The 13,851-nt window shown below is 52.3% G+C and carries 13 protein-coding genes and 1 riboswitch; all 13 genes read left to right on the forward strand.

Going from position 1 to position 13,851, the window contains the following annotated elements; all coding sequences use genetic code 11:
* The first annotated feature begins 43 nt into the window (after positions 1-43).
* The 13 genes from E6W40_RS01605 (at position 44) to E6W40_RS01665 (ending at position 13,766) form a co-directional block, all read left to right on the forward strand.
* Complete coding sequence (locus E6W40_RS01605) at positions 44-1,120, forward strand: pyridoxal phosphate-dependent aminotransferase (protein ID WP_136603874.1); 1,077 nt, start codon at positions 44-46, stop codon at positions 1,118-1,120.
* Between the two features lie 30 nt (positions 1,121-1,150).
* The gene (locus tag E6W40_RS01610) at positions 1,151-1,873 is read left to right on the forward strand and encodes an adenosylcobinamide amidohydrolase (protein WP_136603875.1); all 723 of its coding nucleotides are present in this window, start codon (positions 1,151-1,153) and stop codon (positions 1,871-1,873) included.
* Positions 1,855-2,835 carry an adenosylcobinamide-phosphate synthase CbiB gene (gene cbiB / locus E6W40_RS01615; protein WP_136603876.1) on the forward strand — a complete coding sequence of 327 codons (981 nt, stop codon included), beginning with the start codon at positions 1,855-1,857 and terminating at the stop codon, positions 2,833-2,835. The genes E6W40_RS01610 and cbiB overlap by 19 nt, the downstream gene beginning before the upstream one ends.
* Positions 2,826-3,452 carry a histidine phosphatase family protein gene (locus tag E6W40_RS01620; protein WP_136603877.1) on the forward strand — a complete coding sequence of 209 codons (627 nt, stop codon included), beginning with the start codon at positions 2,826-2,828 and terminating at the stop codon, positions 3,450-3,452. The genes cbiB and E6W40_RS01620 overlap by 10 nt, the downstream gene beginning before the upstream one ends.
* A 137-nt stretch (positions 3,453-3,589) precedes the next feature.
* A riboswitch (cobalamin riboswitch) is annotated at positions 3,590-3,803 on the forward strand.
* Between the two features lie 302 nt (positions 3,804-4,105).
* Positions 4,106-5,113 carry an ABC transporter substrate-binding protein gene (locus E6W40_RS01625; RefSeq protein WP_136603878.1) on the forward strand — a complete coding sequence of 336 codons (1,008 nt, stop codon included), beginning with the start codon at positions 4,106-4,108 and terminating at the stop codon, positions 5,111-5,113.
* A complete protein-coding gene (locus tag E6W40_RS01630; RefSeq protein ID WP_136603879.1) occupies positions 5,113-6,159 on the forward strand; it encodes a FecCD family ABC transporter permease in 1,047 nt (348 codons plus the stop codon). The genes E6W40_RS01625 and E6W40_RS01630 overlap by 1 nt, the downstream gene beginning before the upstream one ends.
* Positions 6,156-6,938, forward strand: a complete 783-nt coding sequence (locus tag E6W40_RS01635; protein ID WP_136603880.1) for an ABC transporter ATP-binding protein — start codon at positions 6,156-6,158, stop codon at positions 6,936-6,938. The genes E6W40_RS01630 and E6W40_RS01635 overlap by 4 nt, the downstream gene beginning before the upstream one ends.
* Before the next feature lie 53 nt (positions 6,939-6,991).
* Positions 6,992-8,062, forward strand: coding sequence for a nicotinate-nucleotide--dimethylbenzimidazole phosphoribosyltransferase (cobT, locus tag E6W40_RS01640; protein ID WP_136603881.1), 1,071 nt, complete (start codon positions 6,992-6,994; stop codon positions 8,060-8,062).
* Positions 8,059-8,616 carry a bifunctional adenosylcobinamide kinase/adenosylcobinamide-phosphate guanylyltransferase gene (cobU, locus tag E6W40_RS01645; protein ID WP_136603882.1) on the forward strand — a complete coding sequence of 186 codons (558 nt, stop codon included), beginning with the start codon at positions 8,059-8,061 and terminating at the stop codon, positions 8,614-8,616. The genes cobT and cobU overlap by 4 nt, the downstream gene beginning before the upstream one ends.
* Positions 8,613-9,422, forward strand: coding sequence for an adenosylcobinamide-GDP ribazoletransferase (gene cobS / locus E6W40_RS01650; protein ID WP_136603883.1), 810 nt, complete (start codon positions 8,613-8,615; stop codon positions 9,420-9,422). Before cobU ends, cobS begins: the two co-directional genes overlap by 4 nt.
* Positions 9,423-9,442: 20 nt before the next feature.
* Complete coding sequence (locus E6W40_RS01655) at positions 9,443-11,035, forward strand: cobyric acid synthase (protein ID WP_246072797.1); 1,593 nt, start codon at positions 9,443-9,445, stop codon at positions 11,033-11,035.
* A gap of 396 nt (positions 11,036-11,431) precedes the next feature.
* Complete coding sequence (locus tag E6W40_RS01660; protein ID WP_136603884.1) at positions 11,432-12,826, forward strand: L-cystine transporter; 1,395 nt, start codon at positions 11,432-11,434, stop codon at positions 12,824-12,826.
* A gap of 238 nt (positions 12,827-13,064) precedes the next feature.
* Complete coding sequence (locus E6W40_RS01665) at positions 13,065-13,766, forward strand: queuosine precursor transporter (protein WP_136603885.1); 702 nt, start codon at positions 13,065-13,067, stop codon at positions 13,764-13,766.
* The last annotated feature ends 85 nt before the right edge of the window (positions 13,767-13,851 follow it).

Below are 13,851 nucleotides of genomic sequence, written 5' to 3' on the forward strand. Positions count from 1 at the left end.
AGTCAATCATGACCTTTGTCAAAAGACAGGAGGAAAAGCATTCATGCTTGAGAGATACGGACATGGCGGAGATTTGGAGAGTGCTGCCGAGGCATATGGCCGGAGCGGCTTTTTGGATTTTAGCGCCAATATCAATCCGCTGGGGCCGCCTCCCGGAGTGATGAAGCTGTTGGAGCAGGCATTGCCTTCAATCATACGATACCCGGATCCGGGGCATCGCGGGTTGAAGGAACAGCTCAGTGCCAAAATAAATCTCCGTCCGGATCAGCTGTGCATTGGTAATGGGGCGGCGGAGTGCATGGCATTAATATTACTTGGACTTCATCCCCGGAGGGTTGGGATTGTGGAGCCATGCTTTTCGGAATATAGGCAGTTGTCTGAACAGTTTGGTGCACAGGTCCAGTCGGTGTTTGGAACCCGTGAGCATGGCTGGAGGGCAGATGCTGCAGAGATAGAAGGACTGCTGAAGGCGGTGGACCTCCTGTTTCTTGGACAGCCCAACAATCCGAACGGGATTCAGTATGATCTGAACATTATGCGCTATTTGGCTGAGGAGGCCGAGCGCTGCGGTACATATCTGGTTGTGGACGAGGCCTTTATCGATTTTATTCCTGGAGAGAAAAGACAGACACTGCTGCCGGTGCTTGGACAATATCCACATACCATCCTGGTACGGTCCATGACGAAATTTTATGCGATTCCGGGACTTCGGCTTGGCTATGCGGCTGCACATCCTGATCTGGTGCAGGCCATGACGGGCAAGCAGGTGACCTGGAGTGTCAATGGGCTTGCCCTTCTGGCAGGAGAAGCATGCCTGAACAGTGGCGAAAGCTATGAACATGATACGATTGGACTGATTACGGAGCAGAGGCGATGGCTCACATTAGGCCTGCGGGAGCTGGGATGTGAGGTCAGCGAGGGTGAAGCCAATTTTCTGCTGGTCGGTCTACCGGCCCCATGGACTGCGGAGAGCATGCAGACAGAAATGGGCCGCAGGGGAGTGCTGATCCGCAGCTGTGCCATGTATCCCGGACTGGGAGAAGAATATATTCGGGTTGCGGTAAAAGCGCAGGAAGCCAACCAGCAGCTGCTAAAGGTTATGAACGAAGTCATTGGCTAATTTCTGATTAGATATAAGGGGGAAAATGAAGTGACAACACCATTTTTAGACGGAGAGAGAACGGAATACGCATCTGAAGTATGGCCCGGTCTTGTACTGAAGCAGGGGGAACGCCATCTGCTGCTGCAATCACCGTCGATGCTGGAAGCGATGGGAAGCGCGGTTCACGGCGGAGGGGTGACACGGCTCCGGAGAATGACCAACATTTATGTGGACCGCTTTTATGACTGCTCCGATCCGGTGCGTGATGTGATCGAGTGGCTGCGGGAATGGAGATATCCCATTGATACGACAGCGGGGCTATTAACCGCAGTACAGCTGCGGAATGCATCCGTGATGGAAGAGAAGAATGATGAGGCCGCTGTTTTTTGCTGCGTAACCTCGGGGACCTCCAACGCCGCAAGAGCGGGCTCGGAGCGGACAACATTTCCGGCGTACAGCCCGGGAACGGTCAACATTATGCTGCTCATTGATGCCAAACTGACTCAGGCTGCAATGGTCAATGCGGTGATGACAGCCGTGGAGGCCAAGGCGGCAGCCCTTGCCGATCTGAATGTGCGCGATGCGGAGAACGGTCAGGTGGCTACAGGCACAACCTCGGATGCGATCATCCTGGGGGTAAGCCAGAGCGCAGCCTGTCCGGTGGAGCATCAATATGCTGGAACGGCAACGCATCTCGGCGCAATGATTGGACGAACCGTATATGGTGCGGTGAAGGAGGGACTCATCACGGCATGGGCGGAGCAGAGCTAACGGCGATTGTGATATTGGCAGCAGCCTTTATTCTGGATCTGCTGATCGGCGATCCACGGTGGATCCCGCATCCGGTCATTGGCATGGGAAAAGCGATCAAAAAACTGGAGGCATGGATTCGCCGCAGCTTTCAGCCTGAAAATCTGAAAAGGGCAGGTGTCCTGCTTCCGGTGCTGGTGGCTGGAGGCTCGCTCGTCATCACATGGGCGCTGCTAAAGCTGCTCAGCCTGATTCATCCCTGGCTTGCCTGGGCTGCAGAAGTGGTGCTGATCGCCACGACGATCGCCGTCAAAGGACTGAAGGACGCGGGGCTGGAGGTATACCGTCATTTGAAAAAAGGTGATCTGCCGGCTGCCCGAAACAGTCTTGGCATGATTGTCGGACGGGAAACCTCCCAACTGGATGAGCCTGAAATAGTACGCGGGACGGTGGAAACGGTAGCTGAGAATATCGTGGATGCGGTGATTTCTCCGCTTTTGTATGCGCTGATCGGCGGGGCTCCACTAGCCATGGCATACCGTGCAGTGAACACGTTGGACTCGATGGTAGGCTACAAGAATGAAAAATTTATTCATCTCGGCTGGGCATCGGCAAGGCTCGACGATATCGCCAACTGGATTCCGGCGCGGCTGACGGCGCTTCTGCTTACGTTATCTGCGCTGATTCTCAGAATGGAATACAAACGCGCCTTCCGCATGGTACGCCGCGATGCAAGAAAGCATCCAAGCCCGAACAGCGGCTTTCCCGAATCGGCTGTTGCGGGTGCGCTGGGTATCCGGCTCGGGGGAACGAATGTGTATCATGGCGTTTCTTCGTTCCGGGCGTATATGGGCGACGCGACCAGACCCATGGAAGCCAGGGATATCCGGCTCACGAACCGGCTTCTGTTAACGGTTTCAGTATTGTTCGTCGTCCTTGCACTGCTAGTGGTTTGGGGAGTAGGGGGCACCTTATGGACATAAAGCGGATGGAGCTTGTACTCATGAGACATGGCTCCACCCTATGGAATGAACAGAAGCGATATTTGGGACACACGGATCTTAGCCTCACCCTTCAAGGCCGTGAGGAGATGATTTCTGCTCGGAGAAACTTAAAAGGAATGTCCTTTTGCAGCGTCTACTGCAGTGATCTTGCACGCTGCCGCGAAAGCTTACATGCAGTGCGCCCGGATCTTTCTGCAGGCGCCACATACGATAGTGCCTTACGTGAAATGGATTTTGGAGATTGGGAAGGACATACCTATGATCAGCTCAAGGATGTGGCCTTGTACCGGCAATGGCTGGATGATCCGCAGCATATTACGCCTCCGGAGGGTGAGGCTTGGGTATCGTTTGAACGAAGAATTGTAGCGTTTCTGGAATTTATGCTGAACTCAGCAGAACGGGAAAAGAAGCACAAATCCGCTTCACCAGCCTCCGTGCTTCTGGTGGCTCATGGCGGCGTAATCCGGCAAATCGTATCCCTCCTCATGCCCGGCAAGGGCTTTTGGGATATCCGAGTAGAGCCGGGCAATCTCCTCATTCTAACGATGGAACATAGAGGAGAGAGCTGGGCGGGCGTGGATCTTCGGATGATCTGACGTGGGCATGAAGGTTCCTCGTGAGGGGCAGCCACACATTAGTTCAAACATGCTGTTGTTATGAAATATGTCGTTGTAAGGATGTAGCATTTCACCTATAATCAGAAACTAGAGATGCATTGCCTGGACAATAAATGAATAATGATAACTGATGAGGTCCTGGAAAACGGCTGATGCCGCTTATTTCTTTCCGGGTGAAAAGGGAAGCCGGTGCAAATCCGGCACGGTCCCGCCACTGTAAAACAGGTATATCCCCATACGCCACTGTTCCGCCTGTAGGAGGAATGGGAAGGCCGGGATGATATTGCCAAGCCTGTAAGTCAGGAGACCTGCCTCATGAGAATAATGACGGTCCTTCGAGGAAAGGATTACGATCTAGCACTTTTGTACACTGCCGAATTCACGTGCAGATTGGTGGCACCGGTCTAACCGCGGCTGCTGCCTCAAAAGTCCGAGCAGACGTAATCCCTGGTTCTTGATACAAGAATCAGGGTTTTTTGTTGGGAAAGCTTATGCGCTCTTTTGGTATTTTTCACGCCGAAGGCTTGTTTTTCCTGTGATTATTCCGTCAAGCAGTATTCATGGTAATCCATACCGCCAGGCCTCTTTTGTGTCAACAAAAACAGAAACCATAAAGAGGAGAGAACCAGTACATGAACTTGAAATCGTCAGTAAAAAGATGGTCAACCGGCATTGCAGCGCTGCTGCTCGCATTATCGCTTGCGGCTTGCGGCAATGAATCCAAGGATAGCCAAGCGGCACAGCAGCCGGAAACTGCCAAACAGGAAACGACCCAGCCGGCCCAGACAGATAGTCTGAAAACCACATACCCATTAACCTTGCAGGATGCAACAGGACAATCCTTTACATTCAAGGAAGCTCCGAAGCATATCGTTTCGGTGTCCCCGGCTGAAACCGAGGCACTATTCGCGATTGGACTGAATGATGAAATCGTGGGTGTATCCGATTACGATGATTATCCGGAAACGGCAAAGTCCAAGGCTAAGATGGGCGGCATTATGAAGCCGAATGAGGAGGCAATTATTGCAGCCGAGCCGGATGTGGTATTTACAGGTATCTCGATGAGCGAGGATGCGGTGAAGAAGCTGCGTGATCTCAGCATCCCGATTTTCAAAACCGATCCGAAGACCGTGGACGATGTCATTAAGAATATGGAGACATACGGACAAATTACAGATCATCAGGCCGAGGCTAAAAAAGTCGTCGATCAGATGAAAGAGGAAGAGAGCAAGGTTGTAGAGGCTGTCAAATCTTTGACTGATGATCAGAAGAAAAAAGTGTATATCGAGTTTTCTCCAGGCTGGACCGTAGGTAAAGGTGAGTTCATGGACGAACTGATCAATCTTGCCGGTGGAATCAATGTGGCCGCAGATACTCAGGGCTGGAATGAAATCAGCGAAGAGAAGATTATTAAGGATAATCCTGATGTGATTTTGTTTGCTAAAAGCGTCATCGATGACAAAACCAAAAAGGGTCTGGGAGACATCATTAAGGGCCGCAGAGGCTGGGACCAGATTACAGCCGTGAAGAACGGGGCCGTTATCGGACTGGATGACAACCTGTTGAGCCGCCCAGGTCCGCGTGTAACTCAAGGTCTTCAGGAAGTCGCGAAAGCCATTTATCCGGAGCTGTTTAAATAATGAGCAAAAAACTGGCAGGTTACGGAGGGATTGGCATCGTACTGCTGCTGCTGACCCTGCTGATCTGTCTGGGGATCGGCTCGGTCGCACTGCCGATCAAGGATATTGCTCTCATTGTGCTTCACCGATTGCCTTGGATCGGAGATGCGATTCATCCGACATGGAATCCGTCCTTTGAGCAAATCATCATCAAGGTGCGGCTCCCCCGCGTGCTGCTAGGCATGCTGGTCGGTGCAGCCCTTGCGGTAGCGGGATCCGGATTTCAAGGGGTCCTGCGGAATCCGCTTGCCGATCCGTTTACGCTTGGGGTATCCTCCGGCTCGGCGGTCGGCGCGTCGCTTCTCATTTTTTTTGGTATGCAGTACTCGTTGATCGGGGCTTGGACGCTGCCTGCGGTGGCCTTTGTCACCGGTTCAGTGACATTATGGAGCGTTATGGCTCTAGCCCGTGAGGGAGGCAAAGTTCCAACGAACAGCCTGATTCTCTCAGGTGTTGTGATGCAGTCCTTTCTTGGGGCGATCGTTTCTTTTCTGACGGCGATGTCCAAGCAGACGGTCAATGAAATCTTATATTGGACAATGGGCAGCTTAAGCCTGCGTGGATGGTCGTATACGGCCATCCTTTTGCCGTATTTTCTGGTAGGATTCCTGCTCATCTGGAGCCGGGCACGTTCTCTTAACCTGCTGTCTCTCGGTGAGCGTCAGGCGGCACATCTGGGTGTGAATGTAGAGGGGCTTAAGATTGTTGTGCTTCTGGTCAGTACGCTGCTGACGGCTGCCGCCGTGTCAATGGCCGGGGTGATCGGCTTTGTAGGATTGGTCATCCCGCATGCGATCCGGCTGATAACGGGTCCCGACTACCGGTATATTGTTCCGCTTTCGGCAATCGGCGGTGGTATATTTATGGTGTGGGCAGATACGCTTGCGCGTTCCGTACTGGCCCCAACAGAGATTCCACTAGGCGTAGTGACTGCCTTCGTAGGCGCACCGTTCTTTGGCTATCTGCTGTACCGCAGCAAGAAGCAGCGAAGGGGGAGAAGCTCTTGATCGAGGTAAAGGGCGCAGGCAAACAGTTTGGGAGCATCTCCGCGCTGAATGGCCTGGATTGGACCATTGGCGAAGGCGAGTGGTGGGGCATCATAGGTCCGAACGGGAGCGGTAAATCAACGCTAATGCATCTGCTTTCGGGAGTTGAGCGGGTAAGTTCAGGTATGATTAACATCCGCGGCAGGAATGTCGCAGACTTTAGCCGCAAGCAGCTCTCGCGGATGATGGCCGTGCTTCAGCAGGAAGGAATCGCACCCGTTCATTATCCCGTGAGAGAAGTGCTTGAGATGGGGCGTTATCCGTATTTGGACTGGCTCGGACGCGACTCCAAGGAGGATGTGGATTCACTCCTCGAAGGTATTATGGATAAGCTGGAGCTGCATGAGCTCGCAGAACGCCCCCTTGATGAGCTGAGCGGCGGACAGCGGCAGCGTGTGGCTTTGGGACAGGTAATGGCCCAGGAGCCGCAAATTCTGCTGCTCGATGAACCGACAACCTTTCTCGATATCCGATATCAACAACAGTTCATGGAGCTGGTGGCCAATTGGCGGAGAGAAACGGGAATAACCGTTATTGCCGTATTGCATGATCTCAATTTGGCTGCGTTATACTGCGACAAGCTGCTTGTTCTGCGTGACGGAAGAGAGGTTGGCATGGGCACACCTGAGGAAATGCTGACGGCGGATCGCATCCGATCCGTCTATGAGGTGGAGCCTGTCGTCGTTGCCCATCCCGCAAGCGGCGTGCCGCAGGTGCTTTTATCCAGGCAGACTCTGTAGATTAGATATTCTGTAGATATATAATGAAATGATTGACCTTGGGAGGAAAACATATGAACTCATTTTTAGAACAATATGTTAAAGGGATCACGGGCCTCGACATTGAGGCTTCCCGCGCGGAAGCAGCACATATCGGTAATTTGACGGTTCCTCCCGGTGCCCTTGGGAAGCTGGAATCACTCGCTGTGCAGATGGCAGGAATAACGGGAGAAATCAAGCCTTCCTTTGAGAAAAGGGAAGTTATCGTCATGGCTGCAGACCACGGTGTATGTGAAGAAGGGATCAGTGCATTTCCGCAGGAAGTCACAACGCAAATGATCTTTAACTTCCTGTCCGGCGGTGCGGCGGTCAATGTGCTGGCAAGACAAGCCGGAGCTGAAGTGGTGTGTGTGGATATCGGCGTAAATAATGATATTTCGCATCCGAATCTGGTCTCCCGCAAGGTTCGTTTCGGTACAGCCAATATGGCCAAAGGACCGGCAATGACACGTGAGGAAGCAGAAAGCTCCATTGAGACCGGCATCCGGGTTGTAGAGGAAGCGGTAAAGCGCGGCGTTCGTATTTTTGTAACCGGGGAGATGGGCATCGGCAATACGACGGCCAGCGCGGCAGTGATGTGCGCCCTGACCAATACGAAGCCCAGCGAAGCAGCCGGACGCGGCACAGGTCTCGATGATGAGCGCCTGAAGCATAAAATCGCCGTGATTGAAAAATCACTAAATCTCAATGCGCCGGATGCAGCAGATCCCATCGACGTGCTGTCCAAGGTCGGAGGGCTCGAAATCGGCGGCCTGACAGGAGTCATTCTGGGTGCCGCAGCAAACCGTTGTCCTGTCGTTATTGACGGATTTATTTCTAGTGCAGCAGCACTTCTGGCGCGGGCTATTTCTCCGGAGGTTGCCGCGTATATGGTGGCATCCCATGCTTCTCACGAGCAGGGACATCGTTTGCTGCTGCAGGCGCTGGATCTGCGCCCGGGACTGGATTTGGATATGCGTATTGGTGAAGGAACCGGCGGGGTGCTCGGGCTGACGCTGATTGATGCAGCATGCCGAATCGTCAGCGAAATGGCCACCTTTGAGAGCGCAGGGATTTCCGGAAGCGAAGCGCCGGAGCAGCTATGAGTATTCTGGTGACAGGCGGAGCCAGGAGCGGGAAGAGCTCCTTTGCGGAGCGGTGGATCATGGCGCATACGGATCAGGCGGTATATGTGGCGACAGCCCAGGCCTTTGATCAGGAGATGAAGGAACGGATCGCCCTGCATCAGGAGCAGCGGAATCAGACCGACTTTACCTGGCGAACGGTAGAAGAACCGCTGCATCTCTCTGAATTGCTTCAGTCCTGGCATTCGAGGTCGGAAGCACCAGCAGTGCTGGTGGACTGTCTGACCTTGTGGCTGTCCAATGTAATTTTAGCGGTTGAAGGGCAGCAAGACATGGAGCTTCGTATTCGTGAAGAAGTCGATACCCTGGTGGAGCAGATCAAGGCTTACCCAGGACCCCTTGTACTCGTGACTAACGAGGTCGGAGACGGTATTGTGCCGGAGTATGCCCTCGGCAGGTTGTTCAGGGACTACGCAGGTATATTGAATCAATTGGTGGCATGCGTATGCGACCAGGTGTTTCTCGTGACCGTCGGCATACCCGTGGAGCTGAAGAGCAGGGAGTACCGGCTATGAACAAGGGAACGCAGGCGCTGGCAGCCGCTTTTCAATTTCTATCCCGATTTCCTGTGAAAGCGCAGCTGGATTATACGCCGGAGCTTTTCCGGCAAAGCACGCGTTTCTACCCGTTGGTTGGTGCTGCGATTGGCGCGGTTGTTTGGTGCTTCGCTGCTGCGGTGTCTTACCTGCTGCCGCCGCTGCCTGCGGCGGTACTGATTCTTGCGCTGTGGGTCGCCCTGACAGGCGGGCTGCATCTGGACGGCTGGATGGATACCGCGGATGGACTGCTGAGCTATAGATCGCGTGAGCAGATGCTGGAGATTATGAAGGACAGTCGTGTTGGTGCAATGGGGGTGCTCGCCTGCGTGCTGCTCCTGCTGCTCAAGACATCGCTGATTTATTCTCTGCTGACCGGCGGCTGGCCTCCCTTGATGATTTTACTGCCTCCTATATGGAGCCGTTGGTTCATGGTTCATGCGATGGCATCCTGGCCGATGGCACGGGGCAAGGAAGGCCTGGCCGGAAAGAACTTTAACGGTATGGAGAAGCGTCACAGCTTGCTGGCGGTGCCGGGTGCAGCACTCTTGACCAGCATAATAGCCGCATTATTTCCATGGCTACGAATCGGGGATTTTACATTCCTGCAGGCGGGCTTGTCCTGGCTGGTGCTTCCGGTAGCCGCATGGGCTGTGGGAACATGGGCCGCACGGCGGATGACCAGAAAGCTCGGCGGCCTGACCGGAGATACCTACGGCGCACTGAATGAGGGGATCGAAACCGTACTTCTGCTCGTTCTTGTAATCATTCAATATCGCTTGTAAGTAGAGGAGGAACAGCCATCATGAAAAAGAAAGAAAACAGGAGCGCCGGAAGTGCGGCTGTGCTGATGCTTCAGGGAACGGCCTCGGATGTAGGCAAAAGCGTCATTACAGCCGCGCTTTGCCGTATCTTCATGCAGGACGGCTTCCGGACGGCTCCCTTCAAATCACAAAATATGGCGCTGAATTCTTATGTCACGGCTGACGGTAAAGAGATAGGGCGGGCTCAGGGCATGCAGGCAGAGGCTTGCGGAATTGAAGCAACCACCGATATGAACCCCATCCTGATCAAGCCGACGCATGATATGCATTCCCAGATCGTGGTTCACGGGCGTCCTCTGGCGAATATGAGTGCAGCGGATTACCGGAGCAAATATCTTCCGACAGCCAAGGATACAGTGATGGCAGCGCTCGAACGGCTTCGCTCCGAATATGAAATTGTCGTGATGGAAGGCGCGGGAAGTCCCGCGGAAATCAACCTGAAGGACAGGGATATCGTCAACATGAATCTGGCCGGCTGGGCGGATGCACCCGTCGTACTGGTGGCGGACATCGACCGCGGCGGCGTATTCGCTTTTCTGGTAGGAACCCTGGAGCTGCTGGAGCCGCATGAGCGTGAGCGAGTAAAGGGATTCATTATCAATAAATTCCGCGGGGATTTGTCACTGCTGCAGCCGGGGCTGGACTGGCTTGAACAGCGGACAGGCATTCCGGTTCTGGGTGTGCTGCCGTACATCCATGATATCCGCCTCGAAGCGGAGGACTCGGTTGTATTAGACAACCGGACAGGGATTGGACGAACGGCAGAATCCGCTGTAATCGATATTGCCGTGATCCGCAGCCCGCGTATCTCGAACTTTACGGATGTCGATCCGCTGCTGGAGGAGCCCGGCGTTTCTGTACGTTTCGTGAGCAGATCCGCCGAGCTTGGGAATCCGGATGTGATCATTCTGCCCGGCACCAAAAATACGATCGGAGATCTTGCATACATCAGGAATCAAGGATTCGAGGCAGCGATCACGCATGCGATGCAGTCCGTCGGAACACAGCTGATCGGTATTTGCGGCGGATACCAGATGCTTGGCCGGAGGCTCAGTGATCCTCATGGCCTCGAGAGCTCTGATACGGAGGAAATGGAGGGACTTGGGTACCTCCCGATCACGACGATTTTTGCCGAGGAAAAGAGAACGGTGCGCGTCAGTGGTACACTGTTGGCGGAGTCTCCGTTAAGTCTGGGAGGCTTGGATCGCAGCATTTCTGTGCCTGTAGAAGGCTATGAGATTCATATGGGAAGCACGCAAGTACTTGATGACTCGGGAGCTAGCGTATCTTCGTTGTTTCAGATTCAGGAGGCTGGTGGCGAGCTCAAAGCGGAGGGCTGCGGAGCAAAAGACGGGCGTGTATGGGGAACGTATTTACATGGTGTTTTTCATAATGATGAGTTCCGCAGAGGCTGGCTTAATGCTATTCGGGAGGCCAAAGGAATGCCCCAGGAAGACAGCACCTTCTCGGTCAAAGAGCTGAAAGAGAAGGAATTTGACCGTGTGGCATCATCAGTACGGCAGCATCTCCGGCTGGACGAAATTTACAAGCTGCTCGAAATGCGCATTGAATAGGTTATAATTTCATAAAAACGGGTAAAAAGTGAATAGAAGCCATCCATAAGTGATTCAAGGGATGGCTTCTTTTTTTAGATTCGGAATGTATGGTTTTTTCGTTTGTTATTCAATTTTATTCCAAAAATATACTCTCAAAATTAATCCTATCCAAATACTATGAATTATGCTAATATGAAAAAAAAACTTATTTCGACATATTTTCAACGGCAATCCGCGTTTAGCAGAAGCTTTTCTGGAAAGAACAGTTTCACAGCCGATATGTGAAGCTTGACTATTTCCAAGGATTAAATTCACTTCCGGCAACATAATTTTAAATCAGGTCATGCGGACATCCGATCGGCTGCGACTGGATGATCTGCACAAGCCTTACAATAAAGGGGTGCAAAAAAGAACATGAATACATTATGGGTTATTGTCAATGTGATCGTCATGCTGGCTCTCATCGGTTTGCTGCTCTGGATGCAGAAAAAGCATGTATCGTTCACGAAACGCGTTTTTGCCGGACTTGGACTCGGCGTCGTGTTTGGTGTTATTTTACAGTTGATCTTCGGCGTTGATTCCGCCGTCATTTCCAAGTCAACGGACTGGTTCAACCTGGCGGGCTACGGTTATGTCGGCTTGCTGCAAATGGTGGTTATTCCACTGATTATGGTTTCGATCATTTCCGCGATTATGAACTTGAAGGGCAGACAGAATCTCGGCAAAATGAGTGCATCGATTATCGCCGTGCTGCTGATTACTGTAGCTATCGCTGCCGCAGTGAGTATCGCGACCAGCATCAGCTTTAACCTGAAAGCCATTGATATCAAAGCGGGTGACCGTGAAACACAGCAAGGACAAAAGCTGGAGCAGAAGCTCGGTGATGTCCAGGACAAAACGATTCCACAACAGATTCTGGAATTTGTACCGACCAATCCGTTTGCGGATATGACAGGCGCGCGTCGTTCTTCCACGCTGGCTGTCGTTATTTTCTCCGCATTCATTGGCGTTGCCGTACTTGGCATTGACCGCAAAAAACCGGAACAGGCTGCAACCTTCCGTAAATTGGTCGAAGCGGTCTACGCCGTTGTACTCAGGATCGTTACGCTCGTGCTGAGGCTGACACCATACGGTATCCTGGCCTTGATCACGAAGACGGTGGCGACCACCAATGTCGATGAGATCCTGAAGCTGATCAAATTCGTGGGTGCATCGTACGTTGCCTTGATTGTTATGTTTATCATTCATTTGATTATCATTGCTCTCTTCGGATTCAATCCGATCCAATATGTGAGAAAAGTATTCCCGACTCTGACCTTTGCGTTCACTTCCCGTTCCAGTGCGGCAACGATCCCGCTGAACGTGGAGACGCAAACGAAGAAGCTTGGCGTATCCGAAGGGATTGCCAACCTGTCAGCTACCTTCGGCGCTACGATCGGACAGAACGGCTGCGCGGGTATTTATCCGGCTATGCTTGCCTGCATGATCGCACCAACGGTTGGTATTGATCCGCTGAGCTGGGGCTTTATCGTGAAGCTGATCCTGATCGTGGTTATCAGCTCCTTCGGAGTAGCCGGTGTAGGCGGCGGGGCGACTTTCGCTTCCCTGATCGTACTCTCTACGATGAACCTTCCGGTAGCACTTGCCGGTCTCCTGATCTCGGTTGAACCGCTGATCGATATGGGCCGTACGGCGCTGAACGTCAACGACTCGATGGTGGCAGGGCTTGTATCCAGTAAGGTTTTGAAAGAAAACGACCACGATGTCTTCAATAACAATGTGGATCTGGATAATGCCGTTCAAGCCTAAGAAGAATTGAATAAGACGGAAGTTTTCTTCATTAAAAGATAGAAAGCAGAGCCTCGGCAGGATGCCGGGGCTCTTTTTCTGTTCAGCCCTAGTTGGCAATATATGCAGTCCAGAAAAAAATCGTAGCCACAGGAAAGAGATTATGTTACATTAGATCATGTTTTTCAAGCGGCAAAGCCTGTCTTGGACACCGCGGTTCGTAACCATCCCGCGTAATCAAAACTAGGAGGAAGTCATCATGTTCAATTTACTATGGGGTATCGTTTACGTACTCGTGAATTTTTCACTGTATTTGCTGTGCTACCGTCTGTTCGGCAAAAAGGGGTTGTATGCCTGGATCGGGGTGGCGACCGTTGTTGCCAACATTCAGGTGACCAAAACCATTGATATTTTCGGCATCGCCATGACGCTCGGCAATACGATGTATGTCAGCCTGTATATGACAAGCGACCTGCTGAACGAGAAATACGGCAGGAAGGAAGCGCAGAAGGCAGTCTGGTTCGGTTTTTTCACTTTGATTATGACCACGGTACTCATGCAAATGGCTTTGTACTTCTCGCCGCTGGGCGGAAGTGATGATGAGATTCAGAAGGCATTGCAGAATATATTCGGCCTGATGCCGCGGCTTGCGCTGGGAAGTCTGACCGCATATTTTGTCAGCCAGTTCCTGGATGTGAAGCTGTACACCTGGATCCGAAAGTTCTACGGCAAACGTAATCAGTTCTGGATCCGAAACAACGGCAGTACGATGATCAGCTCGCTGGTGGATACGCTCATTTTTTGCGTTATCGCTTTTGCGGGAAGAGAAGGCTTTACTTTGACCATCTGGATGGAAGTTTTCGTGACGACGTATATTATCAAATTCGTGCTCACAGCGGTAGGTACACCGTTCCTATACATTGCACGCGACTTCAAATTTGCCGATGAGGATAAGGAATAGATGGTTTGACTCATTCATCATAAGTTTGCAATAAAAAACCGGAGGCAGCATCCCCGTAACAGGATGAAGCTTCCGGTTTTTTGAT

This window comes from Paenibacillus dokdonensis (assembly GCF_004916975.1).
GTDB lineage: Bacteria > Bacillota > Bacilli > Paenibacillales > Paenibacillaceae > Paenibacillus_AQ > Paenibacillus_AQ dokdonensis.

Bases quoted from the DNA above. Each gene is read 5' to 3' on its own strand.
- E6W40_RS01655 (WP_246072797.1), top strand. From the start codon at position 9,443: ATGAAAAAGAAAGAAAACAGGAGCGCCGGAAGTGCGGCTGTGCTGATG.
- E6W40_RS01620 (WP_136603877.1), top strand. From the start codon at position 2,826: ATGGACATAAAGCGGATGGAGCTTGTACTCATGAGACATGGCTCCACC.
- E6W40_RS01630 (WP_136603879.1), top strand. From the start codon at position 5,113: ATGAGCAAAAAACTGGCAGGTTACGGAGGGATTGGCATCGTACTGCTG.
- E6W40_RS01665 (WP_136603885.1), top strand. From the start codon at position 13,065: ATGTTCAATTTACTATGGGGTATCGTTTACGTACTCGTGAATTTTTCA.
- E6W40_RS01625 (WP_136603878.1), top strand. From the start codon at position 4,106: ATGAACTTGAAATCGTCAGTAAAAAGATGGTCAACCGGCATTGCAGCG.
- cbiB (WP_136603876.1), top strand. From the start codon at position 1,855: ATGGGCGGAGCAGAGCTAACGGCGATTGTGATATTGGCAGCAGCCTTT.
- E6W40_RS01660 (WP_136603884.1), top strand. From the start codon at position 11,432: ATGAATACATTATGGGTTATTGTCAATGTGATCGTCATGCTGGCTCTC.
- E6W40_RS01605 (WP_136603874.1), top strand. From the start codon at position 44: ATGCTTGAGAGATACGGACATGGCGGAGATTTGGAGAGTGCTGCCGAG.
- cobS (WP_136603883.1), top strand. From the start codon at position 8,613: ATGAACAAGGGAACGCAGGCGCTGGCAGCCGCTTTTCAATTTCTATCC.
- cobU (WP_136603882.1), top strand. From the start codon at position 8,059: ATGAGTATTCTGGTGACAGGCGGAGCCAGGAGCGGGAAGAGCTCCTTT.
- cobT (WP_136603881.1), top strand. From the start codon at position 6,992: ATGAACTCATTTTTAGAACAATATGTTAAAGGGATCACGGGCCTCGAC.